Source organism: Zhengella sp., assembly GCF_041397485.1.
GTDB lineage: Bacteria > Pseudomonadota > Alphaproteobacteria > Rhizobiales > Rhizobiaceae > Zhengella.
On record NZ_JAWKWO010000006.1, the window covers coordinates 210,833 to 235,623 of the forward strand.

Genomic DNA, 24,791 nt, shown 5'->3' on the forward strand with positions numbered 1-24,791 from the left:
TAGAGCCGTGTCCGGCACGGCCGTTTCCCGGAATTCGCGACAGAAACTAGCGGCCAGATGGTTAAGGCGGCATTAACCATGCACGGGCAGACGCCGCCGCCGGCAATGAAAAACCCGCCGGCGCGAAACCGGCGGGTCGCGAAATCGTCTCGGACCGTTGTCAGACCCCGCGGATTTCCTGCTCCGGATTGGCGCCGATGCGATGGATCGACAGGTCTGCCCCGCGCATCTCCTCGGTTTCGGAAAGGCGCAGGCCCATCGCCGCCTTCAGCACGCCATAAACGAGGAAACCTGCCGCCGCCGCATAGGCCACGCCGAGGAGCGAACCGGCAAGCTGGCTCATGAAGGAGACGCCGCCCAGGCCGCCCAGCGCCTCGAGGCCGAATATGCCGGCCGCGATGCCGCCCCACAAGCCGCACATTCCGTGCAGCGGCCAAACGCCCAGCACGTCGTCGAACTTGAGCTTCTCCTGGCAGAAGGCGAAGCCCTTCACGAAGATGACGCCGGCCGCCGCCCCGACGGCAAGCGCGCCGATGGGATGGAAGATGTCGGATCCGGCACACACCGCCACGAGGCCGGCCAGCGCGCCGTTGTGAACGAAGCCCGGATCGTTGCGTCCGGCGACCAGCGCCGCGACGATACCCCCCACCATGGCCATCAGCGAATTGATGGCGACGAGACCGGATGCCGAGCCGACCGATTGCGCGCTCATCACATTGAAGCCGAACCAGCCTGTGCACAGCAGCCAGGAGCCCAGCGCCAGCCACGGAATGGACGAGGGCGGAATACCGACCGAACGCCCGGAACGGGTATAGCGGCCAAGCCGCGCTCCCAGCAGCACCACCGCGCCCAGCGCAATCCATCCGCCCACGGCATGGACCACGATGGATCCGGCGAAATCATGGAAGGGATGGCCGAAAGCGGCCTCCAATGCACCTTGCAGGCCGAAATTGCCGTTCCAGACGATGCCCTCATAGAAGGGGTAGACGAGCCCGACCAGCGCCGCCGTCGCGAAACATTGCGGCAGGAAACGCATGCGCTCCGCGATACCGCCGGAGATGATCGCCGGAATGGCCGCCGCGAAGGTCGTCAGGAAGAAGAATTTCACCAGCGTGAAGCCCTGCGGCAGGAAGGTCTCGCCCCCCTGGCTGCCCGAGAGCACCGCCGCGTTGACGAAAAAGGTCACGCCATAGGCGACCGTGAAGCCGACGAAGAAGTAGGCGATGGTTGAGATGGCGAAATCCACGAGGATTTTCACCAGCGCGTTCACCTGGTTCTTGTGCCGCACCGTGCCGACTTCGAGAAAGGCGAAGCCGCCATGCATGGCGAACACGAGAATGGCGCCGAGGAGGACGAAGAACACATCCCCGCCGATCTGGTCGTTCTGCATCGTATTGTCCCGTCTGTACCGTTTTCCGGATTGATGGGACCCGCAAAATCAAGATGCATGCCAGATGGGCACCTGCCGGAAAAGGCTGCTTTCCATGGCAGGAACTCCGGCATGCGAAGAAAGTTGCCCATTTCCCATGCAACATGCAAAGCACATGCACAGGAAATGGGCTTCTTTCGCCTGCGCCGGGGGCGGTATCGCAGGCGGGAAGGTCAGGCGTGGTAGGCTGCCTCTCCATGGGAGGTGAGATCGAGCCCCTGGCGTTCCTTGTCCGCCTCCACGCGCAGGCCGACGATCATGTCCACGATCTTGTAGAGAATGAAGGAGATGACGCCGCACCAGACGATGGTGATGGCCACGGCCTGGATCTGGATGAATGTCTGCCCGGCGATGGAATAATCGTCTCCACCCGTTCCGCCGAGGCCTGGAGCAGTGAAGATACCGGTGCCTACCGCGCCGATGATGCCGCCAATGCCATGCACGCCGAACACGTCGAGACTGTCGTCATAGCCGAACCGGTTCTTCACCACCGCGACGAAGAAATAGCATCCCGCCGAGGCCAGCGCGCCAAGCACGATCGCGCCAACCGGTCCGACCGTGCCGGCGGCGGGTGTGACCGCGACAAGTCCGGCAACGAGGCCGGATGCCGCGCCGAGCATGGATGCCTTTCCGCGCAGGACCGCTTCCAGCCCCGCCCATGCGAGGATGGCGCCGGCCGTGGCCGTGAACGTGTTGATCATCGCCAGCGCTGCGCCGCCATTGGCTTCCAGGTTGGACCCGGCATTGAAGCCGAACCAGCCGACCCAGAGGATGGACGCGCCGACCATGGTCAGCGTCATCGAATGCGGAGCCATCATGTCCTTGCCCAGACCGATGCGCTTGCCGACAAGGATCGAGCCGATCAGCGCGGCAATGCCGGCATTGATGTGAACCACGGTACCCCCGGCGAAATCCAGCGCGCCCATGTTGAAGATCAGGCCCGACCCGTCCCACACCATGTGCGCGACAGGGAAATAGACGAAGGTGACCCAGAGCAATGTGAACAGCAGCACGGCGGAGAACTTGATGCGTTCGGCGAACGCCCCGACGATCAGCGCCGGCGTGATGGCGGCGAAGGTCATCTGGAAGGCGATGAAGACATATTCGGGAATGACGACGCCTTCCGAGAAGGTCGCCGCCGTCGAATCGGCCGTGACGCCGGCGAGAAACAGCTTGCCGAAGCCGCCCCAGAACGGGCTCGTGCCGCCACCGAAGGCGAAGGAATAGCCGTAGACCACCCAGATCACCATCACCAGCGCGGTGATCAGCGTGCATTGCATGAGAACCGACAGCATGTTCTTGGCCCGCACGAGACCGCCATAGAACAGGGCGAGGCCCGGAAGGATCATGAACAGGACGAGAAGCGTCGAGACCATCATCCAGGCCGTGTCGCCCTTGTCCATCACCGGAGCCGCGGCATCCTGCGCCGCTGCCGGCATCAGGCCGGTCACCAGAAGAAGGGCGGACATGAGCGCCACCCCGGGAAATCGCATTGCCATCATGTCAACTCCGAAAAGAACGGTTGCGGCCGGCGAACCGGATCGCTCCTGCCTGTCAAGGATCGTGCCAAGCGATGCGGCAATGTTTATCATTCTGTTTTCAAATGTCTTTTTGGATTCACTCAGGCCATGGGCGTCTTGCCTTCGCTTCATGTTGCACAATAATTTGGCAAAAAGGCCAGAGCTGTCTGAATAATAGGCAAAAAAAGAACCCGGCCGAAGCCGGGTCAAAGGTAGCGGTGCCAGATGCCTGGCGCCGCGACGGGATCGTGAAACGCATCAGAAGCGTGTGCCCGCGGCCGTGAATTCCGGATAGGCTTCCACGCCGACTTCCGCCTTGTCGAGGCCGATCGCCTCTTCCTCGTCGGAAACCCGGATGCCCATGACCGCCTTGAGGATCAGCCAGAACACGGCGCTGACGACCACGGTGAACACGCCATAGGCAAGGATGCCGATGATCTGGACACCGAAGGAGGCATCGCCATTGGACAGCGGCACGATGAACGTGCCCCAGATGCCAGCCAGCAGGTGAACCGGGATCGCGCCGACCACGTCGTCGATCTTCAGCTTGTCGATGGCGGGCACCGCGAAGACCACGATGATGCCGCCGACCGCGCCGATGATGATCGACAAGAAGGGCGAGGGGTTGAGCGGCTCGGCGGTGATCGAGACGAGGCCCGCCAGGGCACCGTTGAGAACCATGGTGACGTCGACCTTGCCATAGATGAGCGGCATCAGGATCATGACCGCGACGACGCCGCCGGCAGCCGCCAGGTTGGTGTTGGCGAAGATGCGCGACACGTCGGACGCGTCACCGATCGTGCCCATGGCGAGCTGCGAGGCGCCGTTGAAGCCGAACCAGCCGAGCCACAGGATGAAGGTACCCAGCGTGGCCAGCGGAATCGACGAACCGGGCATCGGCTGAACCCTGCCGTCGACATACTTGCCCTTGCGCGCGCCGAGGATGAGGGCGCCCGTCAGCGCGCACCAGCCGCCGACCGAGTGGACCAGGGTGGAGCCCGCGAAATCCTGGAAGCCCATGGCGTCGAGCCAGCCGGCGCCCCACTTCCACGAACCGGCGATGGGATAGATGAAGCCGGTCAGGATGACGGTGAAGATCATGAAGGGCAGCAACTTGATGCGCTCGGCCAGCGTGCCCGAAACGATCGAGGCGGCGGTGGCCACGAACACCATCTGGAAGAACCAGTCGGAGGCGGTCGAATAGCCGGTATCGAGCGCGTTGCCGCCCACCGGATCGAACGAATAGGGGCCAAAGGAGCCGAAATAGCCGCCGTCGACGCCCGTATACATCAGGTTGTATCCGACGATCCAGTACATGATACCGGCCACCGAATACAGGCCGATATTCTTGAGGCACTGCATGGAGACATTCTTGGATCGCACCAGGCCCGCTTCGAGCATGGCGAATCCGGCCGCCATCCACATGACGAGAAAGCCGCCCATCAGGAACAGCAGCGTGTTGAAGATATAGGCGGTTTCCGGGCTGACGGCCGGGGCCGCATCCTGCGCCAGGGCCACGCCCGCCATTCCGGCGAGCATCAAGCCCGAAAGGGCCGCAGTGGAAAGGGTCTTAACGGTCATCAATACTACTCCTGTCCCTTACAATGCTTCCGCATCGGACTCGCCCGTGCGGATCCGCACGGCCTGTTCAATTGCGTAGACGAAGATCTTGCCGTCACCGATCTGGCCTGTTTTCGCGGCACCGGAGATCGCCTCGATGGCCTTGTCGACCATGTCGGAGGCGATGGCGACCTCGATCTTGAGCTTGGGCAGGAAGCTGACGGCGTATTCCGCGCCGCGATAGATTTCCGTGTGCCCCTTCTGACGACCGTAGCCTTTGACTTCGGTGACGGTCAGGCCCTGGATCCCGACGGAGGTGAGCGCCTCGCGCACCTCGTCAAGCTTGAACGGCTTGATGATTGCCATCACGATTTTCATAAGGTTTCACCCTCGCTTGAATGCGGTTTCCCGCGTTTCGTCCATCACGGGCCTGGAGTTGCCCGCGATTGCCGACACCAATTCAAGCGGCGTGCCAATTTGATAATGAACTACTTAAATTATTGAAAATAATATCGAATATTGTTTTTGCTGCGTCGCGACTGGTTTCTTCGCAACCGCAATATGCATATTATTTATGCATTTCTTCTTTTTTGATTATTTTTTAGGCGCTCTCCGCTGGCGGATAAGCCCTTCCTGCGCCATCGAGGCGATCAGCGTGCCGTCGCGCCCGTAGAGAAACCCGCGTGTCATCCCGCGGGCCCCCTGCGTCGTGGGGCTGTCCTGGGCATAGAGCATCCAGTCACCGAACTGCGCGGGCCGGTGAAACCACATCGAATGGTCGAGGCTGGCGACTTGCAGGTCGCGGTCGAAAACGGCCCGGCCATGCACGAAAAGCGACGTGTCCAGCAGGGTCATGTCGGACAGATAGGCCAGAACGGCAGCCTGCAGGGCAGGCTCGTCCGGCACCGGTCCGGTCGTGCGTACCCACGTGTTCTGGCGCGGCGGCAATTTGTTGCGGCTGGTGTAATGCTCCACTTCCACCGGCTTCATCTCGATGGGCCTTGGCCGTTCGAAATAGTTGCGGATGTTTTCCGGCAGCTTGTCGATGAACCGTTCGATCAGCTGCTTTTCCGATAGCAGGTCTTCGGGCGCCGGAACATCCGGCGGAATCTCGAACTGGTGCTCCAGCCCCTCCTCCGCGATGTGAAAGGACGCGATCAGGGTGAAGATGGCACGGCCATGCTGGATGGCGTTGACGCGGCGCGTCAGGAAGGACGAACCGTCTCGGATCCGGTCCACCTGGTAGATGATCGGCACGGACGGATCGCCCGGCAGCATGAAATAGCAATGCAGTGAATGGACATGAAACCGGTCGCTCACCGTGCGCTGCGCGGCCACCAGGGCCTGGCCGATCACCTGCCCGCCAAAGACCCTTTGCCAGCCGACCTGCGGGCTGCGTCCGCGAAAAAGGTTGTGTTCGAGATATTCGAGATCGAGGATCTCGAACAGCATGTCCGTGGCACTGACCATCGGGGCTCCGTCATGAAATTTCCGTCATGACGGTTCGACCAGCAAGCGGCGGGGCCGTCAAGTCCACGTGGTCAGTCAGGTGCCGCCAGGCGTCTTTGCCAGCGCCGCCTCGACAGCCAGCGTGATACGGCTGTCATCCGGGCGCATGCGGCTCGGAAAACCCGCCACCGGTACGCCATTGCGCCCGACAAGCACCTTGTGGAAATTCCAGCCGGGCACACCGTCGCGTCCCAGGGTCTGCGCGAATGCCCTGTAGAGCGGATGGGCGCCTGCGCCGCGAACCACCGTCTTGCCCGCCATCGGAAAGGTCACGTCATAGGTCTGCGTGCAGAATTCCTTGATGTCGCTGGCGCTGCCCGGCTCCTGGCGGCCGAAATCGTTGGAAGGAACGCCGATGACCACGAGCCCCCGCCCACCATACCGCCGCCAGAGCGCCTCCAGCCCTTCATACTGGGGCGTGAAGGCGCATTTCGATGCCGTGTTGACAACCAGCAGCACCTTCCCGGAAAAGCGCGACAGCACAAGCGGATTGCCGTCCAGGCCGTCCAGTGTGAACCCGAACACGTTTCGGGCCTGCTGGGCGGAGGCCGCGCCGGGCAGAAGCGGCAGAACGGCGGAAAGCGACAGGAAGGCGCGGCGGTCGATCATGGCAATTTCTCCCTTGATGCTTTATCTACGGGCACGGAACAGGCACGGATGACAGGCTGGAACGATTGCTATGGCCAAGGCGGACAATGAATTCGACATCTTCGTGGCGGGCGCGGGCTATGTGGGCGTGGCGGCGGCCGTTTCCATCGCCGGCGCGGCACCGGACCTGAAGATCGCGGTTGTCGATGCCGCCCCGGAAGGGGTCTGGCAGAAGGATACGCGTTGCTCGGCCATTGCCGCTGCCGCCGTTCGCATGCTGGAGCGCCTTGGCGTCTGGCAGGAAATGGCCGGCGAGGCGCAGCCGATCACCGAAATGGTGGTCACCGATTCGCGCACGGCCGATCCCGTGCGACCCGTCTTCCTGACCTTCGATGGCGATGTCGCGCCCGGCGAACCTTTCGCCTGGATGGTTCCCAACAAGGTGATGAACGGCGCGCTGCGCCGGAAGGCCGAAGAACGCGGCGTCACCATCCTGCAATCCACGCCCATCGAGAGCTTCGAAACCCTGCCGTCCCACGTCGCGATCCGGGCAGGCGATGGCCGCACATTCTCAGCCCGCCTGCTGGTGGCCGCCGATGGCGTGCGCTCGCGCCTGCGCGAACAGGCTGGCATTCGCACCGTTTCCTGGGACTATGGCCAGTCGGGCATTGTCTGCACCGTGGCACACGAGCGCCCGCATGAAGGCCGCGCGGAAGAGCATTTCCTGCCCGCCGGCCCCTTCGCCACCCTGCCGCTGAAGGGCAACCGTTCCTCCATCGTCTGGACCGAGCGCACCGCCGATGCCGAAAGGCTGGTCAACGAGGATCCCTTCGTCTTCGAGGTCGAACTGGAAACCCGCTTCGGCCACAAGCTCGGCCATATCCGGCTTGAGGATACGCCGCGCGCCTGGCCGCTCGGCCTGACGCTTGCCCGCGATTTCGTCGCGCCGCGTTTTGCGCTGGCCGGGGATTCGGCCCACGGCATCCACCCCATTGCCGGCCAGGGCCTGAACCTCGGCTATCGCGATGTCGCCGCGCTGGCGGAAGTGGTCGTTGAAGCCGCACGGCTTGGCCAGGACATCGGCGCGCTTGACGTGCTGGAGCGCTACCAGCAATGGCGCCGCTTCGAGACCGTGCAGATGGGCATCACCACTGACGTGCTGAACCGCATGTTCTCCAACGATTTCGGGCCGCTGCGGGCCATCCGCGACATCGGGCTCGGCATGGTGGACCGCATGCCCGCGCTCAAGACCTATTTCATCCGCCAGGCCGCCGGCCTGACCGGCGCAACGCCTCGCCTGCTGAAGGGCGAGGCGCTCTGATACCGTTCTGAAAGGACCAGACATGAACCGCGAACTCGATTTCGACGAGGTGGCGAAGCTTGCCGCGGCCTCCGCCGAAGCGCTGGCCGGCTACCCGCGCGAGCTTGCAGGCATGGTGGGCGAAATGACGCTCTGGCTGGAACGCCATCGCCTGCCGGGCCTTGCCCTGCTGGCCGGCTGGCTGGAGCATGCGCCCGCCTTCGATGCCGATGCCGCCGGCCCAGTAATCGATGAACAGGGCATGGTCAGCTTTCCCGATCCCTTCATCGGCGGCATGTTCGTGGTCGACCGTTTCGACACCTGGACCCTGCCCGGTCTCATGGAAGGGCCGCAGCACGGCGCGGTCCTGATGACCCCTTTCCTTGCCATGGCGGCACACAAGCGGTCCATGCCGCTGGAAATCGTCTTCTTCGGCGACGAAGCCACCCAGGGTGAAGCCGGGCGGCTGACCTACCGCGAAGGCAAGTCGGTGTTCGAAGGCAAGATGAATGTGCTTGATGGCGTCCGCCGCATCGGCATATCCAGACCCGAATTCCTCGCCAGGCAGCCACAGGCGCCGCTTGAAGCCGTCGTGACCGTCGACCAGTCGGTGCTCGGTCGCCTGACGCCGCCCCGTGCCAACTGACCCCTGCGTGCCGCACTGCAAGAAAGAATGTTGCGCCGCAGAGGATTGCGGCGTCGCGAAACGATCATTCCGCAAAGGCATGCCGCACATGCGCTAAGCTGCGCGGAAGGGCCTGAAATGGCAACCAAAATACGCGCATAGGCGTTATCCTCGGGATCAATGAAATCCTTGAGGGAGGAAACGCAATGCTGCATGTGGAAAAACCCGCTCGAAGTGCCCTGGACGGCACCGACAGCCTGCAACTGACAGACATCACCGCCGATGCCGCCCGGCTTCCGGGCTTCGATGGCCATGAGCAGGTCTGGCTCGGCCGTGACCGGGCGCGCGGGCTGACCGCCATTGTCGCCATACACGACACGACGCTCGGGCCCGCGCTGGGAGGAACGCGGATCTGGGCGCATGACACGCTGGATGCCGCCATCACGGATGCGCTGCGCCTGTCGCGCGGAATGACCTGCAAATCGGCCATTGCCGGTGTGCCTTTCGGCGGCGGCAAGGCCGTCATCAGGGCCGATGCGCGCACACAGAAGACGCCCGAACTGCTTGAAGCCTATGCCGACATGCTCGCGGCCCTTCAGGACCGCTTCTTCACCGGCGAGGATGTCGGCCTGACCGTAGCCGATGCCGATTTCCTGCGCCAGCACACGCCGAATGTCGCCGGCACCACGATTGGCGGCTCCGGCAATCCTTCGCCCGTAACGGCGCTCGGCGTCTTCCTCGGGCTGAAGGCGGCGGTGCGCCATCGCTACGGCTCCGATGTCACCGGCGAACTGACCATTGCCGTTCAGGGCCTTGGATCCGTAGGCTGGGCACTGTGCGAAATGTTGCATGAAACCGGCGCGCACCTGACCGTCACCGACATCGATCAAGCCCGCTGCCGGCAGGCTGGCGATCGGTTTGGCGCAAGAATTGTCGCACCCGATGCCATCCTGCAGGCCGATGCCGATATCTTCGCACCCTGTGCGCTGGGCGGTGTGCTGACGCCCGGCACGATCGCCGATCTCAAGGCCGGCATCGTGGCCGGATCAGCCAACAACCAGCTGGCTGACGAGGCGGACGCCGAACGGCTTCAGGCGCGCGGCGTGCTTTACGCACCCGATTACGTCATCAATGCGGGAGGGCTGATCAACGTCGCGGCAGAACTGGCACCGGGCGGCTATGACAGGGAAGATGCGCTGGCGCGGGTCGACCATATCGACGACATCCTGACGACCATCTTCCGCCGCGGCGACGAGACGGGAGAACCGACAAACCGGATCGCCGAGGCGATTGCGGCTGAACGGCTGGCAGGCGCGAAGGTCTGAAAGGACGGGTGCCGGCCATGTCTGGCCGGTGCCCGTTCGTCTGGCTGGCGATCCCGCGAACGGCACCTTGCCGTGTTCAACGGAATTACTGCAATGCGCAACCGGAGTGCATGTCCGCGATGGCGGCCGCGGTGCCGGACTTGCTTGCGGAAACGCCGCTAGTGCATTTCGACGCCCTTGTAGGCTTCATCGCCCCAGAGCCTGCGCACCGATGCTGTGCGGCGGCTTCCCTCGCGGTAACGCTTGTAGGCATCCGCACGCTTCACATAACCGAAGCGGGACAGCGTCCTCTCATTGCTCCTGTAGTAATTCTGGTGGTAGTCCTCCGCCCGCCAGAACCTGGCCGGCCCTTCGACCGGCGTCACAATCTTCCGGCCAAGCGCCTTTTCGGCTTCTGCGACCGCCGCGCGCGCAGCCTTCGCCTGCGCCTCGTCGAGGGCATAGATGGCCGTGGTATAGGAATGCCCCCGGTCGTAGAACTGGCCACCGGCATCCGTCACGTCGATCGTGCGAAGGAATATCGCCACGAGGTCCTTGTAGGAAATGACATCCTCGTCAAACTCGATTCGCACAACCTCGCGATGACCGCCCCTTTCATGATTTTCATAGGTGGGGTTCTCCGTTTCACCGCCTGCATAGCCCGAAACGGTCCCGGTAACCCCGGGCACCTTGTCCATGTCCGCTTCCACGCACCAGAAACAGCCTCCGGCAAAAAGCGCGGTCCCGGCGCGGGCAGTGCCCGTCAGGGCAAGGAGTGCGAGACCGGCGGCCAGCGCCATGCTCTTGTATCGGAACATCTGATGAACCTCCGTTTTTTGCGGAAACTGGATCAGGCGGCACCGGCTTTCAAGTCACGCCTCAACACATCACCGTGAACCTCCATCCCGCCTGCGGGCTGAAACAAAACACGTGCCACTGCCGTTGAAGCTGAGGGCTGCCCATGGCCCGCAATCACGAAAAGTGATCTTCAAAGGGAGAATTGGCATGAAACGGCACGCTACAGCCACCTGGAAGGGTGCCCTGGCAGACGGAACGGGGGCCATCGACACGCAGTCGGGTGCGCTCTCGGCAACCGCATACTCCTTCCGCAGCCGGTTCGAGGATGAGGAAGGCCGCGCCGGAACAAATCCGGAGGAATTGCTCGCCGCTGCGCACGCTGGCTGCTTCGCCATGCAACTGTCCCATCTGTTGGCTGAGAACGGAACGCCGGCCGAACGGCTTCAGGCGACCGCCACGGTCGCGGTCGAAAGGGACGACGGCGGCTTTTCCCTGCGATCGAGCATGCTGGACCTGAGCGCTCGCGTTCCCGGTATCGATGAATCGGCTTTCAACGAACTTGCCGCCAAGGCAAAGGACGGCTGCCCGGTATCCCGGGCGCTGGGCGCGATTTCGATCAGCCTGAACGCGAAACTCGAATAGCCTCAATCGCCAAGCGAATCGAAGACGGACAACGCCTCCGCGCCGTAAATCATCGACGGGCCACCGCCCATGTAGACCGCAACCGCAATCGTCTCGACGATTTCCTCCCGCGTGGCACCATGTTTTTTTGCCGCCTTCGCATGAAAGGCAAGGCAGCCGTCGCAGCGTGCCGTGATGCCGATTCCCAGCGCAATCAGTTCCTTGGTCTTGGAATCCAGTGCGCCGGGCATGATGGCGGCCTTGGCCAGATCACCGAATCCCCTGGCCGCCTCGGGCATTTCCTTGCGAAGGGCAGCCATGCGGCTGTTGGTCTGGTCGATGAAAGCGCTCCAGTCGGTCGTGGCCATCCGGCAATATCCTTGTTCATGAATTGCGACATGCAGCGCGTACCTGCCACGCGCGGCGGGACAGATCCTTGACGGGAATCAACTGGGATCAGGCAGGCTCAGGCACCGACCGCGTCAAGACGCGCCTTGAGGGCGGCAAGCTCTTCTTCGAGAAGCCGCACCCGCTCCTCCAGTTCCGCAACCGCCGGGGATGCCGGGGCACGCGACGAAGTCTTCACCACGATATCGCCGATATCCACATCGCCGGCCAGCAGATGCGCGAAGCGGTCTTCCCGCTGGCCCGGTGCCCGGCCGATCTCCTTGACCAGCGGCGGACGTTGCCCGATCAGCATGTCCAGTTCCTCGCGCACGGCTTCGGCCGAGCCGAAATTCACCATCCGTTCGGTACGGGTCAGCAATTCGTTGAGCGTTTGCGGCCCGCGCAGAAGAAGCAGGGCCATCACGGCCGATTGCGCGGCGGTCAGCCGGAAGGTCTTGCCGGCAAGGTGCTCGAAACGCTCGGTGCGGGATCCGAAAACCCGCCGCGCAAGCCCTTTCTCTTCCAGCGATTTCAGCGTCCGGTTGATATCCACCGGCTCCAGCGCCATCACCGGATCGCGTGAACTCTTCTGGTTGGCGGCTGATTGCAGGGAATTCAGCGTCAGCGGATAGACATCCGGCGTCAGCAACTGCTTTTCCATCAGACAGCCGAGAACGCGGACTTCGAACGGATTGAGGTGGGGAAGTTCAGAATCGCTCATGCGCCCAATCTAGCCGGACTGCACCGCGCGCGCCAGTGAGGTGAACGCTGGAAGTTCCATGCCCGCCGCGGCGCTGCCCCGCCATGCAAGGAAAGGCAGACCGACATTGCGGCACGACGGAAGGGAAGGCGCCGGGGTCAGACCCGGCGCTCCACCATCATCTTCTTGATTTCGGCAATCGCCTTGGCCGGGTTGAGGCCCTTGGGGCAGGCCTGGGCGCAATTCATGATCGTATGGCAGCGATAAAGCCGGAACGGATCCTCCAGATCGTCGAGTCGCTCGCCCGTCGCCTCGTCGCGGCTGTCGATGAGCCAGCGATAGGCCTGCAACAGGGCCGCCGGACCGAGGTAGCGGTCGCCGTTCCACCAGTAGCTCGGGCAGGAGGTGGAGCAGCAGGCGCACAGGATGCACTCGTAGAGGCCGTCCAGCTTCTGCCGGTCCTCGTGGCTCTGCAGCCACTCGGTTTCCGGTGCCGGCGTGGTCGTCTGAAGCCACGGCTCGATCGACCGGTGCTGTGCATAGAACTGGGTCAGATCGGGAACCAGGTCCTTGACCACCGGCATGTGCGGTAGCGGGTAGATCTTCACCGCACCGTCGATCTCGTCCATCCCCTTGGTACAGGCCAGCGTGTTCGTGCCGTCGATATTCATCGCGCAGGAACCGCAAATGCCCTCGCGGCAGGAACGGCGGAAGGTCAGCGTCGGATCGATCTTGTTCTTGATGTAGATGATCGCGTCGAGCACCATCGGACCGCAATCGTCCATGTCGACATAATAGGTATCGACACGCGGATTGGCATCGTCATCCGGGCTCCAGCGGTAAACGCGGAATTCGCGCAGGTTCTTCGCCCCCGCCGGTTTCGGCCAGGTCTTTCCCTCGGTCATCTGCGAATTCTTGGGAAGTGCGAGTTCAACCATGTATCGGCTCCTCAGTACACCCGCGCCTTGGGCGCGATCTTGGCGAGATCGATACCATCGGCGATGAGATCGACGTGAACCGGCCGGTAGGCCAGATCCACCTTGCCCTTTTCGTCCACTGTCGAAAGGGTATGCACCCGCCAGTTGGCATCGTCACGCTCGGAGAAGTCCTCGCGGGCATGGGCACCGCGGCTTTCCTTGCGTGCCTCGGCCGAATAGACCGTGGTAATGGCGTTCGCCATCAGGTTTTCCAGTTCCAGCGTCTCCACCAGGTCCGAATTCCAGATCAGCGAGCGGTCGGTGACCTTCACATCCGGCATCTCGTCCCAGATGGCGGAAATGCGCTTGCAGCCCTGCTCCAGCGTTTCCTGGGTGCGGAACACGGCGGCCTCTTCCTGCATTGCCCGCTGCATCTTCTCGCGCAGATCGGCCGTGGGCGTGGAGCCGTTGGCATGGCGCAGACGGTCGAAACGGGAAAGGATTTTCTCGCTTTGCGCCTCGTCGATGGCGGGAATGGCGCTGTCGCGGTCGATCACCTCGCCGGCGCGAATGGCCGCGGCCCGGCCGAAGACCACCAGGTCGATCAGCGAATTGGAGCCCAGCCGGTTTGCCCCGTGAACCGAGGCGCAGCCCGCCTCGCCGACGGCCATCAGGCCCGGCACGACGGCATCGGGCGCATCCTTGGTCGGGTTCAGCACCTCGCCCCAGTAGTTCGTGGGAATGCCGCCCATGTTGTAATGCACGGTCGGCAGGACCGGGATCGGCTCCTTCGTCACGTCCACGCCGGCAAAGATCTTGGCCGATTCGGAAATGCCCGGCAGCCGCTCGGCCAGCACGGCGGGATCGAGATGATCGAGGTGCAGGAAGATGTGGTCCTTGTTCTTGCCGACACCCCGGCCTTCGCGGATTTCCATCGTCATGCAGCGCGAGACAACGTCGCGTGAGGCAAGATCCTTGGCCGACGGTGCGTAGCGCTCCATGAAGCGCTCGCCCTCGGAATTGACGAGATACCCGCCCTCGCCGCGTGCGCCCTCGGTGATCAGGCATCCCGCGCCGTAAATGCCGGTGGGATGGAACTGCACGAATTCCATGTCCTGCAGCGGCAGTCCGGCCCGCGCCACCATGCCGCCGCCGTCGCCGGTGCAGGTATGGGCGGATGTCGCGGAGAAATAGGCACGGCCATAGCCGCCCGTGGCCAGTACGACCATCTTGGCGGCGAAACGGTGGATCGTGCCGTCATCGAGGTTCCACGCGATCACGCCGGTGCAGCGTCCATCGTCGCTCATCAGCAGGTCGAGCGCGAAATACTCGATGTAGAACTCGGCATTGTTGCGCAGCGACTGGCCATAGAGCGTGTGCAGGATGGCATGGCCGGTGCGGTCGGCGGCCGCGCAAGTGCGCTGTACGGGCGGCCCGTCGCCGAAATTCTGCATGTGGCCGCCAAACGGGCGCTGGTAGATCTTGCCGTCCTCGGTACGGCTGAACGGAACACCGTAATGCTCCAGCTCATAGACCGCTTTCGGCGCTTCCATGGCCAGGTATTGCATGGCGTCGACATCGCCCAGCCAGTCGGAACCCTTGACGGTGTCGTAGAGATGCCACTGCCAGCAGTCCGGCGTCATGTTGGTCAGCGACGCGGCAATGCCGCCCTGCGCCGCGACCGTGTGCGAACGCGTCGGAAAGACCTTGGAAATGCAGGCGGTCTTGAGCCCCTGCTCGGCCATGCCGAGCGTGGCGCGCAGACCGGCGCCGCCCGCGCCGACCACGACCACGTCGAAACGGTGGTCGACGATCTCGTAGGCGCGCCCGTTGATGGAAAAGCTCTTGTCTGTATTGGCCATCGTGACTGCGTCCTTAACCGGCGAAAGCAAGCTTGAGCAGCGCGAACACGGAAAGGAGGCCCACGCTTGCGATGAAGAATGTGTTCAGCATGACGAGCAGGAATTTCCAGCCTTCTGCATGGACATAGTCCTCGATGACGACCTGCATGCCGAGCTTCATGTGATAGAGCGCGCTGAGCAGGGCGCCCATGGTCAGAAGCGCCACGAAGGGATTGGAAAGCGCTGCCCTCACATCCTCGTAGCCCGCCCCGTTGAGCGCGATGATCAACCCGATGAAGAAAATCAGCAAAGGTATGTTGGCAACGGCGGTGACCCGCTGGCGCCAGAAATGCTCCGTCCCGTCCTTGGCCGATCCGAGGCCCCGAACCTTGCCGAGTGGTGTGCGCATGTCGCTCATGTCGTCTCCTCCTCAGCGCGCCAGGTAGCCGATGATCCAGACCAGCACGGTCAGGATCGCCGCGGCAACGGGCTGCATCTTCGCCACCCGGGTGGCGAAAGTCTTCTCGAAGCCGTAGCCCATGTCCCAGAACAGGTGCTTCACGCCGCCGAGCATGTGGTGGATCAGCGCGAAGGTGAAGCCGAACAGGATGAGACGGCCGAGAAACGACCCGTAAATCCCGTTCACCCACTCGAAATAGGCCGGCCCCGACGCGGCGGCGATCAGCCACCAGGCCACCAGCAGCGTGCCGGCATAAAGGGCCATGCCGGTGATGCGGTGACTGATGGACATCATCATCGTCGGGATCGGCTTGTAGATTTGCAGATGCGGCGACAATGGCCGCGCGCGCTTCAAGGCGTCCTTGCTCACGTGTTCCCCCATAGGGCTGGGCCGGTCAGACGCGGCGGGCTGAGGCGCCCGTCGGCGGCCGGCAAGGTTCTCCGATCCCGGGCTTTCTAGTCCCGTTTTTGCACCGCGTCAAAGGCCGCAACCCAATCCGGCGATGATTCATTGGTCTGATACGGATATCCGCCCGGCATGCCAAGCAGTTCAATCGGTTGAAGTTTTTCCCTGATGGAAAAGCCGGGCGCGATAGGCGTCACGCCGCTAGCGCCGGCAGTTCAGCGGCGACTTCCCCGTCACGAACCAGAGCGCCTCGCGCCCGTTGAACACGACGGCATAAAGACCCTCGCCGTAACGCTCCCGCGAACCGGGCGGTGACGCCGGCAGCGTGACATCCACGCCGCGCGGTGAACTGACCTCGATCGCGTCGCCGACGCGGCGCACTGTCATCGTTCCGCCGCCTTCGCAGCGCCAGGTGGCCAGCGCCGGTTGCGCGTCGGTCGGCAAGGGCCTCAGCGCGGCTCCCTCGGACACGCAACCCGCCAGCACGGGTGCCAGGAGGACTGGAAAAAACAGGCGAATCGCTTTCATGGGCGCGTTATCGTCCATCGCCGCGGACATGAAAAGCCATTGCTGTCACTTGTCGTCGAAGCGGATGATATAGCTGGTCCAGTCCGCCGGCGCCGCGATGCGCTCATAGAGCTTTCTCCCGTCTTCCGGCTGGCGCGGCGCATGCAGATGCAGCTTCGACCAGCCCCGTTCCTCCGCCTGGTCGGCCAGCACGTCGACAAGCGCCTTGGCAATGCCCTTGTTGCGATGCTCGTGATGGACATAGATATGGTCGCACACGCCCATGCGCAGGCCGGACACCGGCTCCGGAACGTCATAGAACATCAGGAAGCCGACCAGTTCCCCGTCAATGCGCGCACCCAGCACCTCGGCCGTCCGGTCCTGCAGGATCTGCTCTGCATAGAATTCGTCCGGCCGCCGCGGCGCCCCGCGTTTCAGGGCCTGTGCATAGGAGGCCAGCAGCGGCGCGAAGACGTGTGCATCCTTCAGGCGCAGGATCTGGATGTCGATTGTGTGCTGCTCGCTCATGACCGTTTCGTCGCCTCTTCTCGATGGTTCGTCCGGGGGATGCCGCAGTTAACCATGCCTGTCAATTGCGCCGGCGGCGGTGAACTTTCGCCCGTGACAAAGGTTAACGGAAGGTTAATATCCGCAAACATGGGGAGGCTGCGGCAACCCGGATGAAAGAGGAGGACGCAACATGCGTTCCGTCAAGCGTAAATTGAGTTCTGCACTGGCATGCACAGCAATGCTGTCAGGCCTGCTTCTCGCGACCACCGGCGCCGAGGCCGGCCGTATCGGCGAGCGTTCCTATTCCGATTCCTTCGGCAACCTCGTCATCATCAGCCCTTCGGGTTACAAGCGGATCGTCGTGGGTCAGGGCGATCTGGCCGAAACATCCGTCTCGGGCGCTCCCGATGTCATCTATTTCGACGAACCCGTCTATTCGACGAGCCAGCACCGGTTCCCCGAAGCATCCTATCGCTGTTCCGGCGGCGCGGCGGTCTATCGCGGGCGCAGCTACATGTACGGCTTGTCGCGCGATGAGGTGGCTGTGCTGGTGAACGGCTGCCGCTGAGGCTTCAGGCGTAGGCGCCGAGACGCGGCGCCGGCGGCACATAGCGGTTCATGTCACGCAGGCAGACCGAAGGGCCGCCCGGCGTACGCGCATGATAGAGCGATTCGGCCGCACGGTCGTGCAGGGTCGTGAAGGCCTCGCCGGTGCGCCACAGGGCAACGCCGGCGGCAATCGTCGCCCCATCCGCCTTCTTGCTGGCCTCGGACAAGCCGAGGCACCACCGGCGGATCGCTTCGCCGTTGCCGTTCTGGAACAGGATGCCGATCCGGGCATCGCCGGCACGGAAGGCGGTCATGGTTTCGCTCAGATGCGCCGGCAGCAGGTCTGCCAGCCTGTCCAGTTCGGCGTTCAGCCTCTGCTCGCCCTCGAAACCGGTATAGGCGCCCTTGATCACCGGCTCGATGAGCGCCAGCGCCACCGCCTCGCCCGCACCGCTGATGGCAGCCAGCTTTTCCTCCACTCCGGCCCGCGACATGAAACCCGTTTCCGGATCCACGGCGTAGCGGCTGCGGATGTCATGCAGCAGCCTCGCGCCCATCAGCCAGATCATCATGCCGGCAAGCAGGAGGCCGGTCGTGGCCTGGATGAACAGGATCAAGGCGCCATAGCTGGTTGCCAGGAAATGCGACGGCGAGGCGCCGACACCGCCGGTGAACATGCCAAGGCCGGGCCGTACGGCATATTGCAGGGCAAACAGCGTCAGGGCGACGGCAAAGGCGCGGTCCGGCGCGGTCCGCCCGTGCAGCCACGCCAGCACCGCTCCCGTCATCGCCATCAGCATGTAGGGCGCCTGATAGACGGTCTGGCGGAAGAGCGATTCGCGGTCCAGGTCGATGATCAGAAGGTTCACGATCAGTGCCGCGATGTAGAAGACCGAGACGATGCGCCAGTTGAACGGCACGCAAAGATAGGCCGCGACCCCGGCCGACAGGAACATCAATCCGCCCAGATGCGTGGCGAACAGCATGAAGCGCGGCAGATGGGCATTGTCGAACCAGAGCAGCGATGCCTCGAAACAGCCCGAGACGACCGCCAGCGCGCTCGCGATGATCAGCAGGAGCGCCTCGGGCCGGCGCCCGTGCCACCAGGAAGCGACCAGAACCGCGAAGACCATCGAGGCAATGGCGCTGTTGAGAAACAGAAGATAACCGCCCATCACCTTGCCCCTGACGGCAGCCCGGATGCCTGTCTTTCAACGGTTGCAGCCACGCTGCCCTCTCCCTGCCCTGTTTTGTCGATCAATAGCAGGCATGCGTTAGGGATTGGTTATGTGAAGCCGGAGAATCCGGTGCAATCGCTGCCCTGTGACCGGCTGCCTCGCATGGCGCTCACCGCAAAAGGAAATGGCCCGCGCAGGCAGCGCGGGCCATTGCATGGGGAACCGGCGGGAACGCGGGCTGTCGGCCCGCCCCGGCCATCAGGCCCAGTCGCGAATATCGACGAAATGCCCGGCGATCGCCGCTGCGGCGGCCATGGTCGGAGAGACGAGGTGGGTGCGGCCCTTGAAGCCCTGCCGTCCCTCGAAATTGCGGTTCGAGGTGGAGGCGCAGCGCTCGCCGGGCTTCAGCCGGTCGTCATTCATGGCCAGGCACATGGAGCATCCGGGCTCGCGCCATTCGAAACCCGCGGCCAGGAAGATCTTGTCCAGCCCCTCGGCTTCCGCCTGTTCCTTGACCAGGCCGGACCCCGGAACGACCATCGCGTTGACGCCTTCGGCCACCGTCCTGCCTTCCACGATACTGGCTGCCGCGCGCAGATCCTCGATCCGCCCGTTGGTGCAGGATCCGATGAACACGCGGTCGATGGCGATGTCCGTGATCTTCGTGCCAGGCGTCAGGCCCATATATTCCAGCGCGCGCTTCTTGGAAGCCCGCTTGGTCTCGTCGGCAATGTCATCCGGGTTCGGCACGACGCCGGTCACGGAAACCACGTCTTCCGGCGAGGAGCCCCAGGAGACGATCGGCGGCAGGTTGGCGGCATCGAGGACGACGACCTTGTCGAAATGCGCACCTTCATCCGTATGAAGCGTCTTCCAGTAGTCGAGCGCCATGTCCCAGGCCTTGCCCTTGGGCGCGCGCGGCTTGTCCTTGATGTAGGCGAAGGTCGTCTCGTCCGGCGCGATGAGGCCGGCGCGCGCACCGCCTTCGATGGTCATGTTGCAGACCGTCATCCGCCCTTCCATGGACAGTGAACGGATCGCCTCCCCGGCGAACTCGATGACGTGGCCCGTGCCGCCGGCCGTGCCGATCTCGCCGATGATGGCGAGGATGATGTCCTTTGCCGTCACGCCTTCGGGCAATTGCCCGTCGACGCGCACCAGCATGTTCTTCGCCTTGGACTGGATCAGCGTCTGCGTGGCCAGCACGTGCTCGACTTCCGACGTGCCGATGCCATGCGCCAGCGCGCCGAAGGCGCCGTGTGTGGATGTATGGCTGTCGCCGCAGACGATCGTCATGCCCGGCAGGGTGAAGCCCTGTTCCGGCCCGACAATGTGGACAATGCCCTGCCGCTTGTCGGCCTCGTTGTAATACTCGATCTCGAAGTCGCCGGCATTCTTCGCCAGCGCTTCCACCTGGATGCGGCTTTCCTCGTTCTTGATGCCGGTCTTCCGGTCGGGCGTGGTGGGCACGTTGTGATCTACCACGGCAAGCGTCTTTTCAGGGTGCCGCACCTTGCGGCCGGCCATGCGCAGCCCCTCGAAGGCCTGCGGGCTGGTCACCTCGTGAACCAGGTGCCGGTCGATATAGAGCAGGCAGGTGCCGTCCTCCTGGCGGTCAACGACATGATCGTCGAAAATCTTGTCATAGAGGGTGCGCGGTGCAGTCATGGCGAAAGTCCTCATTGATCGGGGCCCGGATTTCGGCCCTTTTTCCCTTGGCTGTCATATGGACTGGCAGCATGGACAGCGTCAAGGATCAAGCTGACCTGGCAAGCCCTGCAGCAAATACCGATTGCAAATTGCCGCGGCCAGGCGTAACCGCCGCTCCGGCGCGCTCCCGCGCCTTTCCGGCCATCGGACCCACCGCATGATCCCCACGCCCTTCGCCCACGGACGCCACGCCCTCATGGATGCCGGCCGCGGCTTCGCCATTCTCGGCATTCTCTGGCTCAACATTTTCATCTTCGCCCTGCCGCTGGATGCCATGGGCATTCCCGGCATGTGGGGCGAAACCATGTGGGGCGTCATCGACCCCAATGTCGAGATCTGGCGCCTGGTCGGCATTGCCGTGGATGGCGTCATGCGCGGCATGATCTCCATCCTCTTCGGCGCCACGGCGCTCATCCTGCTGACCCGTGCGGAATCCGCCGGCACCGGGCTTGCCGCGCTCGATCCCTGGTACAGGCGGCAGATGGCGCTCATCGCCTTCGGCGTCATCCACGCCTATCTCCTGCTCTGGCCTTACGACATCCTTTATCTCTACGGCCTGTTCGGCCTGTTCCTGTTTCCGGTGCGCAAATGGTCACCCCGCCGCCTGTGGATCGCCGCGGCGCTGATGATGGCGATGTCCGCCATTCAGGGCGGCGCGGAAATATCGCCGCTGATGGAGCAGCGCGTGGAAATGCGTGACACGTTCAGCCGCGACGAGGTGATCGAGAACCGCGCCGGCCAACCGCTGCGGGAGCAGATCGATCCATCCGGGATCGACAGCGGCACGACCCAAGGCATTGCGACGACCGCCGGCGATGCGGCCGCACCCGGCGAAGATGACGGCGACGAAATGCGCCGGATCATGGAAAGCATCGAGAGCGAGATCATCGAGCGCCAGCAGGGCTATCTCGACAATGTGCTTTCGCTGGCACCCGTTTCATTCCAGGAACAGACCTCGGAAGTCGTGAAGCACCATGTCCTCGACGTCTATACCTTCATGCTGATTGGCATGGCGCTTCTCAAAAGCGGCTTCCTGACCGGTGGATGGAGCCTTTCGGCCTACCGGCGCCTGGCGCTCGGCGGCCTTGTCGCGGGCACGGCGATCGGCTGGTTCACCGGCAGCCGCTTCGCCGACGGATCGACCGCCGCCATGCTCTCCGACGGACTGCTGCCCTATGTCTATGACATCCGCCGGCTCTGTTTCGTCTTCGGCTTCTTTTCGCTTCTGGCGCTGTTGATGGCCTGGGGACGCGCCCGCTGGCTGACCGACCGGCTGGAAGCCTGCGGCCGCCTCGCGCTGACCCTCTATATCGGCCAGTCCGCGGCATGCATGACGCTTTTCTTCGGCTTCGGCTTCGGACTTTTCGGCCGCCTCGAACATATCGAGATCGCAGGCATCGCGCTCGCCATGACGCTCGTCCAGCTTCTTGCCGCGCCCCTCTATGTGAAGCGCTTCGGCCAGGGACCGCTTGAGCGCCTTCTGCGCCGCATCACCCATGGCCGCGAAGACGCATCGGCCTGACCCGGAGCATGAAAAAGGCGCGGCCCGCCGGAACGGACCGCGCCTTTTCGAAAGGCTTGCTGTAGCGAAAGGCTTACTCGCCCTTGGCTTCCGCGTTCTGCTCGGCGGCAGCGGCTTCCGCAGCCTCGGCCGCGGCCTTCTCGGCAGCCAGCGCCTCGGCGGCGGCAATCTTCTCGGCCTCGACGCGGGCGCGTTCCTCGGCCTGCGCCTTGCGCTCGGCTTCGTTCAGCTTGCGCGAACGGGCATTGGTGTTCTCGGTGATGCGGGCCGATTTGCCGCGGCGGTCGCGCATGTAATAGAGCTTGGCGCGGCGCACCTTGCCGCGACGGACCACTTCCACCGCCTCGACCAGCGGCGAGTAGACCGGGAACACGCGCTCGACGCCTTCACCGTAGGAAATCTTGCGAACCGTGAAGTTCTCGTGCAGGCCCGAGCCGGAGCGGGCGATGCAAACGCCTTCATAGGCCTGCAGACGGGTGCGCTTGCCTTCCGTCACGCGCACCTGCACACGCAGCGTATCGCCGGGCGAGAATTCGGGCAGCTTGCGCTGGGCTTCGATCTTGGCGGCCTGTTCGGCCTCGAGCTGACGAATGAGATCCATCGTCCTGTCCTCTTGTTCTTGGGCACGTCAGAGCGCCACCTTCCGAAGTCTGTCTGACCGCGACAAAGGGCCGGACGCGAAGACCGGCATGGCGAATTCACATGAACTGTTGCTTGCGAGGAAGCCCGATCATGCCCGGACTTCGGGCGCGCTCTTACACGCTTGCGCGCAACTTGTCACGGCCTGCCGCGAAAAAAGTGCTTCAACGCCGAATTTTCGTGCCATCGCAACGGATTTCCGGCTAGGGAAGCGCCATGACGATCACGACAGCACTTCTCCTTTTTCTCGCCGGCCTGTTTTCCGGCATGATCAACGCCATTGCCGGCGGCGGCACGTTTCTCACCTTCGGTGCGATGACGCTGGCCGGCGTCCCGCCGATCTCCGCCAATGCCACGTCTTCCATCGTTCAGTTTCCCGGCTATATCACGTCGGCACTGGCCTATTGGAGCGAGATCAGGAGGGAGTGGAAGGCGGTCGCCGTCCTGTCCGCCATTTCCCTGTTCGGTTCCCTTGGCGGTGCGCTCTGGCTGCTGTCGCTGTCAAACCCGGCCTTTTCCAGCCTCGTGCCCTGGCTACTGATAGCCGCCACCGCGCTTTTCGCGGCCGGCCCCTACCTGAAGCCGAGGGCCTCCGGCGAGCATCCGCCCAACTCGCTCAGGGGCAATGCCCTGCAATTCGTCACCTCCATCTATGGCGGTTTCTTCGGCGCCGGCATGGGCGTGATGATGCTGGCATCCCTGAGCCTTGCGACCGGCGGCGATTATCACCGCCTGAACGCCATCAAGAACGGGCTCTCCATCGTCATTGCCGCGGTGGCCATCCTCGTCTTCACGGCTGGCGGCGCGATCTCGTGGAAGCACGGCCTGGTCATGCTGCCGGGCGCGGGTCTTGGCGGCTGGATGGGCGTCTGGTTCGCCAGGCGGGTGCCGCAAGGCGTGTTGCGCTGGCTGGTCATCGCCATCGGCCTGTTCCTGGCGGGCTACTATTTCGTGCGCGGCTGAAGCAGGTCCGGCCGGCGGGCGGCCGTCAGCCTTTCGGCCTGTTCGCGCCGCCAGGCCTCGATCTTTGCATGATTGCCGGAGGTCAGGACGTCGGGAATGGTGCGGCCTTCCCATTCGGCCGGCCGGGTATAATGCGGGTGCTCAAGCAGCCCGGTCTCGAAACTCTCCGTCTCGCCCGATTGCGCATTGCCCATGACGCCGGGCAACAGGCGAACGACCGCATCGAGCAGCACCTGGGCAGCCACTTCGCCGCCCGACAGGATGTAATCGCCGATGGAAACCTCCTCCAGCCCGCGCGCAGCGATCACGCGTTCATCCACGCCTTCGAACCGCCCGCAGACGATCAACGCGCCGGGCCCGCGCGCCAGGTCGCGCACCCGTGCCTGCGTCAGCGGCCGCCCCCGCGGGCTCATGAGGAGGCGCGGTCTGGGATCGTCCTCCGGCGAGGCCGCATCGATGGCACTGGCCAGCACATCCGGCCTCAGCACCATGCCGGCGCCGCCGCCGGCCGGCGTGTCGTCCACCGAACGGTGCTTGTCCGTTGCAAAGTCGCGGATTTGCACCGTCTCCAGCGTCCATGCTCCGTTTTCCAGCGCCTTGCCGGCAAGGGCCATGCCCAGCGTGCCGGGAAACATGTCGGGATAGAGCGTCAGCACCGTGGCGCGGAAGGTCATGCCTCCGGCTCCGGTGCGCCATCCTCGTCATCTGTCTCCACCAGACCGGCCGCAAGCGGCTCGACGGTGACATGTCCGCCCGCCACATCGACCACCGGAACGGCCGCCAGGGTGAAGGGAACGAGCACGCCCTTGCGTCCGCCAAGCGTGATTTCCATCAGGTCGCCGCCGCCGAAGTCATGCATTGCGGTGACCTTGCCCAGCCGATTGCCCTCGATGTCGCGAACCTCCAGCCCGACCAGGTCGGCATGGAAGAACTCATCGTCCTCCAGTTCCTCGTCGGGCAGCGCATCGCGGGCGATGAACAATTCCACGCCGTTCAGCGCCTCGGCCTGTTCGCGCGTGGTCACGCCCTCGAACCGCGCCACGACCACTGTCTTGGCCGGGCGCACGTCGAGCACCGCGTAGGTGCGGCCGTCTGCGTCATGCAGCGGGCCGTAATCGCCAAAGGCCAGCGGATCGCCGGTGAAGCTCTTCACCCGCAACGCGCCGCGCACGCCATGCGGGGCGCCGATCACGGCCATGCGTACGTCTTTTCCTGTTTCGTCCATGCCGCCTGATTACGCGCTTTGGCA

The 24,791-nt window shown here is 63.8% G+C and carries 27 protein-coding genes; 7 read left to right on the plus strand and 20 right to left on the minus strand.

Annotated features, from left to right (window positions below; all coding sequences use genetic code 11):
- Nucleotides 1–160: 160 nt before the first annotated feature.
- The 6 genes from R3D65_RS18070 to R3D65_RS18095 form a co-directional block, all read right to left on the minus strand.
- Nucleotides 161–1,390 (minus strand): ammonium transporter, encoded by a 1,230-nt coding sequence (locus R3D65_RS18070; protein WP_371276672.1) that lies wholly within the window; start codon nt 1,388–1,390, stop codon nt 161–163.
- Between the two features lie 212 nt (nt 1,391–1,602).
- On the minus strand, nt 1,603–2,898 hold the full coding sequence (locus R3D65_RS18075; protein ID WP_371276845.1) for an ammonium transporter: 1,296 nt from the start codon (nt 2,896–2,898) through the stop codon (nt 1,603–1,605).
- A gap of 309 nt (nt 2,899–3,207) precedes the next feature.
- Nucleotides 3,208–4,530 carry an ammonium transporter gene (locus R3D65_RS18080; RefSeq protein ID WP_371276673.1) on the minus strand — a complete coding sequence of 441 codons (1,323 nt, stop codon included), beginning with the start codon at nt 4,528–4,530 and terminating at the stop codon, nt 3,208–3,210.
- Between the two features lie 18 nt (nt 4,531–4,548).
- Nucleotides 4,549–4,887: a P-II family nitrogen regulator gene (locus tag R3D65_RS18085; protein WP_371276674.1), complete on the minus strand. Its 339-nt coding sequence runs from the start codon at nt 4,885–4,887 to the stop codon at nt 4,549–4,551.
- Nucleotides 4,888–5,103: 216 nt separating this feature from the next.
- Nucleotides 5,104–5,979, minus strand: a complete 876-nt coding sequence (gene tesB / locus R3D65_RS18090; RefSeq protein ID WP_371276675.1) for an acyl-CoA thioesterase II — start codon at nt 5,977–5,979, stop codon at nt 5,104–5,106.
- A gap of 75 nt (nt 5,980–6,054) precedes the next feature.
- The gene (locus tag R3D65_RS18095) at nt 6,055–6,627 is read right to left on the minus strand and encodes a glutathione peroxidase (RefSeq protein WP_371276676.1); all 573 of its coding nucleotides are present in this window, start codon (nt 6,625–6,627) and stop codon (nt 6,055–6,057) included.
- A gap of 70 nt (nt 6,628–6,697) precedes the next feature.
- Here R3D65_RS18095 and R3D65_RS18100 point away from each other — a divergent pair, with 70 nt between their 5' ends.
- The 3 genes from R3D65_RS18100 to R3D65_RS18110 all read left to right on the plus strand — a co-directional run bounded on the left by R3D65_RS18100 (nt 6,698) and on the right by R3D65_RS18110 (nt 9,856).
- Complete coding sequence (locus R3D65_RS18100) at nt 6,698–7,927, plus strand: ubiquinone biosynthesis hydroxylase (RefSeq protein ID WP_371276677.1); 1,230 nt, start codon at nt 6,698–6,700, stop codon at nt 7,925–7,927.
- A 22-nt stretch (nt 7,928–7,949) separates the two neighbouring features.
- On the plus strand, nt 7,950–8,552 hold the full coding sequence (locus R3D65_RS18105; RefSeq protein WP_371276678.1) for a hypothetical protein: 603 nt from the start codon (nt 7,950–7,952) through the stop codon (nt 8,550–8,552).
- 185 nt (nt 8,553–8,737) lie between these two features.
- A complete protein-coding gene (locus R3D65_RS18110; protein ID WP_371276679.1) occupies nt 8,738–9,856 on the plus strand; it encodes a Glu/Leu/Phe/Val dehydrogenase in 1,119 nt (372 codons plus the stop codon).
- A 158-nt stretch (nt 9,857–10,014) separates the two neighbouring features.
- Here the strand turns inward: R3D65_RS18110 and msrA are convergent, their stop codons facing one another.
- Nucleotides 10,015–10,653: a peptide-methionine (S)-S-oxide reductase MsrA gene (gene msrA / locus R3D65_RS18115; protein ID WP_371276680.1), complete on the minus strand. Its 639-nt coding sequence runs from the start codon at nt 10,651–10,653 to the stop codon at nt 10,015–10,017.
- A 187-nt stretch (nt 10,654–10,840) separates the two neighbouring features.
- On the opposite strand from msrA, the gene R3D65_RS18120 reads away from it, so the two are divergent.
- Nucleotides 10,841–11,275, plus strand: coding sequence for an OsmC family protein (locus R3D65_RS18120; RefSeq protein WP_371276681.1), 435 nt, complete (start codon nt 10,841–10,843; stop codon nt 11,273–11,275).
- A 2-nt stretch (nt 11,276–11,277) separates the two neighbouring features.
- Here the strand turns inward: R3D65_RS18120 and R3D65_RS18125 are convergent, their stop codons facing one another.
- The 8 genes from R3D65_RS18125 to R3D65_RS18160 form a co-directional block, all read right to left on the minus strand.
- Nucleotides 11,278–11,622, minus strand: coding sequence for a carboxymuconolactone decarboxylase family protein (locus R3D65_RS18125; RefSeq protein WP_371276682.1), 345 nt, complete (start codon nt 11,620–11,622; stop codon nt 11,278–11,280).
- 98 nt (nt 11,623–11,720) lie between these two features.
- The gene (locus R3D65_RS18130) at nt 11,721–12,362 is read right to left on the minus strand and encodes a YceH family protein (RefSeq protein WP_371276683.1); all 642 of its coding nucleotides are present in this window, start codon (nt 12,360–12,362) and stop codon (nt 11,721–11,723) included.
- Nucleotides 12,363–12,499: 137 nt separating this feature from the next.
- Entirely contained in the window at nt 12,500–13,279 is a 780-nt protein-coding gene (locus tag R3D65_RS18135) for a succinate dehydrogenase iron-sulfur subunit (RefSeq protein ID WP_371276684.1), read from the minus strand.
- A gap of 11 nt (nt 13,280–13,290) precedes the next feature.
- Complete coding sequence (gene sdhA / locus R3D65_RS18140) at nt 13,291–15,120, minus strand: succinate dehydrogenase flavoprotein subunit (protein WP_371276685.1); 1,830 nt, start codon at nt 15,118–15,120, stop codon at nt 13,291–13,293.
- Nucleotides 15,121–15,133: 13 nt separating this feature from the next.
- On the minus strand, nt 15,134–15,517 hold the full coding sequence (sdhD, locus tag R3D65_RS18145) for a succinate dehydrogenase, hydrophobic membrane anchor protein (protein WP_371276686.1): 384 nt from the start codon (nt 15,515–15,517) through the stop codon (nt 15,134–15,136).
- Between the two features lie 12 nt (nt 15,518–15,529).
- Nucleotides 15,530–15,928 carry a succinate dehydrogenase, cytochrome b556 subunit gene (gene sdhC / locus R3D65_RS18150; protein WP_371276687.1) on the minus strand — a complete coding sequence of 133 codons (399 nt, stop codon included), beginning with the start codon at nt 15,926–15,928 and terminating at the stop codon, nt 15,530–15,532.
- Between the two features lie 237 nt (nt 15,929–16,165).
- Nucleotides 16,166–16,492 (minus strand): hypothetical protein, encoded by a 327-nt coding sequence (locus R3D65_RS18155; RefSeq protein WP_371276688.1) that lies wholly within the window; start codon nt 16,490–16,492, stop codon nt 16,166–16,168.
- 45 nt (nt 16,493–16,537) lie between these two features.
- Complete coding sequence (locus R3D65_RS18160; protein WP_371276689.1) at nt 16,538–16,999, minus strand: GNAT family N-acetyltransferase; 462 nt, start codon at nt 16,997–16,999, stop codon at nt 16,538–16,540.
- Nucleotides 17,000–17,219: 220 nt separating this feature from the next.
- Here R3D65_RS18160 and R3D65_RS18165 point away from each other — a divergent pair, with 220 nt between their 5' ends.
- Nucleotides 17,220–17,549, plus strand: coding sequence for a hypothetical protein (locus R3D65_RS18165; protein WP_371276690.1), 330 nt, complete (start codon nt 17,220–17,222; stop codon nt 17,547–17,549).
- A gap of 4 nt (nt 17,550–17,553) precedes the next feature.
- On the opposite strand, the gene R3D65_RS18170 is transcribed toward R3D65_RS18165, so the two are convergent.
- Together R3D65_RS18170 and leuC are read right to left on the minus strand one after the other, a co-directional pair.
- Nucleotides 17,554–18,705 (minus strand): hypothetical protein, encoded by a 1,152-nt coding sequence (locus R3D65_RS18170; RefSeq protein ID WP_371276691.1) that lies wholly within the window; start codon nt 18,703–18,705, stop codon nt 17,554–17,556.
- A gap of 261 nt (nt 18,706–18,966) precedes the next feature.
- Nucleotides 18,967–20,376, minus strand: a complete 1,410-nt coding sequence (leuC, locus tag R3D65_RS18175; protein ID WP_371276692.1) for a 3-isopropylmalate dehydratase large subunit — start codon at nt 20,374–20,376, stop codon at nt 18,967–18,969.
- 199 nt (nt 20,377–20,575) lie between these two features.
- Here leuC and R3D65_RS18180 point away from each other — a divergent pair, with 199 nt between their 5' ends.
- Nucleotides 20,576–21,940 carry a DUF418 domain-containing protein gene (locus R3D65_RS18180; RefSeq protein WP_371276693.1) on the plus strand — a complete coding sequence of 455 codons (1,365 nt, stop codon included), beginning with the start codon at nt 20,576–20,578 and terminating at the stop codon, nt 21,938–21,940.
- 73 nt (nt 21,941–22,013) lie between these two features.
- On the opposite strand, the gene rplS is transcribed toward R3D65_RS18180, so the two are convergent.
- Nucleotides 22,014–22,541 (minus strand): 50S ribosomal protein L19, encoded by a 528-nt coding sequence (rplS, locus tag R3D65_RS18185; RefSeq protein WP_371276694.1) that lies wholly within the window; start codon nt 22,539–22,541, stop codon nt 22,014–22,016.
- 254 nt (nt 22,542–22,795) lie between these two features.
- Between rplS and R3D65_RS18190 the strand changes: the two genes are divergently transcribed.
- On the plus strand, nt 22,796–23,542 hold the full coding sequence (locus R3D65_RS18190) for a sulfite exporter TauE/SafE family protein (RefSeq protein WP_371276695.1): 747 nt from the start codon (nt 22,796–22,798) through the stop codon (nt 23,540–23,542).
- Here R3D65_RS18190 and trmD read toward each other — a convergent pair.
- On the minus strand, nt 23,524–24,216 hold the full coding sequence (trmD, locus tag R3D65_RS18195; protein WP_371276696.1) for a tRNA (guanosine(37)-N1)-methyltransferase TrmD: 693 nt from the start codon (nt 24,214–24,216) through the stop codon (nt 23,524–23,526). The genes R3D65_RS18190 and trmD overlap by 19 nt on opposite strands.
- Nucleotides 24,213–24,767 (minus strand): ribosome maturation factor RimM, encoded by a 555-nt coding sequence (gene rimM / locus R3D65_RS18200; RefSeq protein WP_371276697.1) that lies wholly within the window; start codon nt 24,765–24,767, stop codon nt 24,213–24,215. Before rimM ends, trmD begins: the two co-directional genes overlap by 4 nt.
- Nucleotides 24,768–24,791 lie beyond the last annotated feature (24 nt).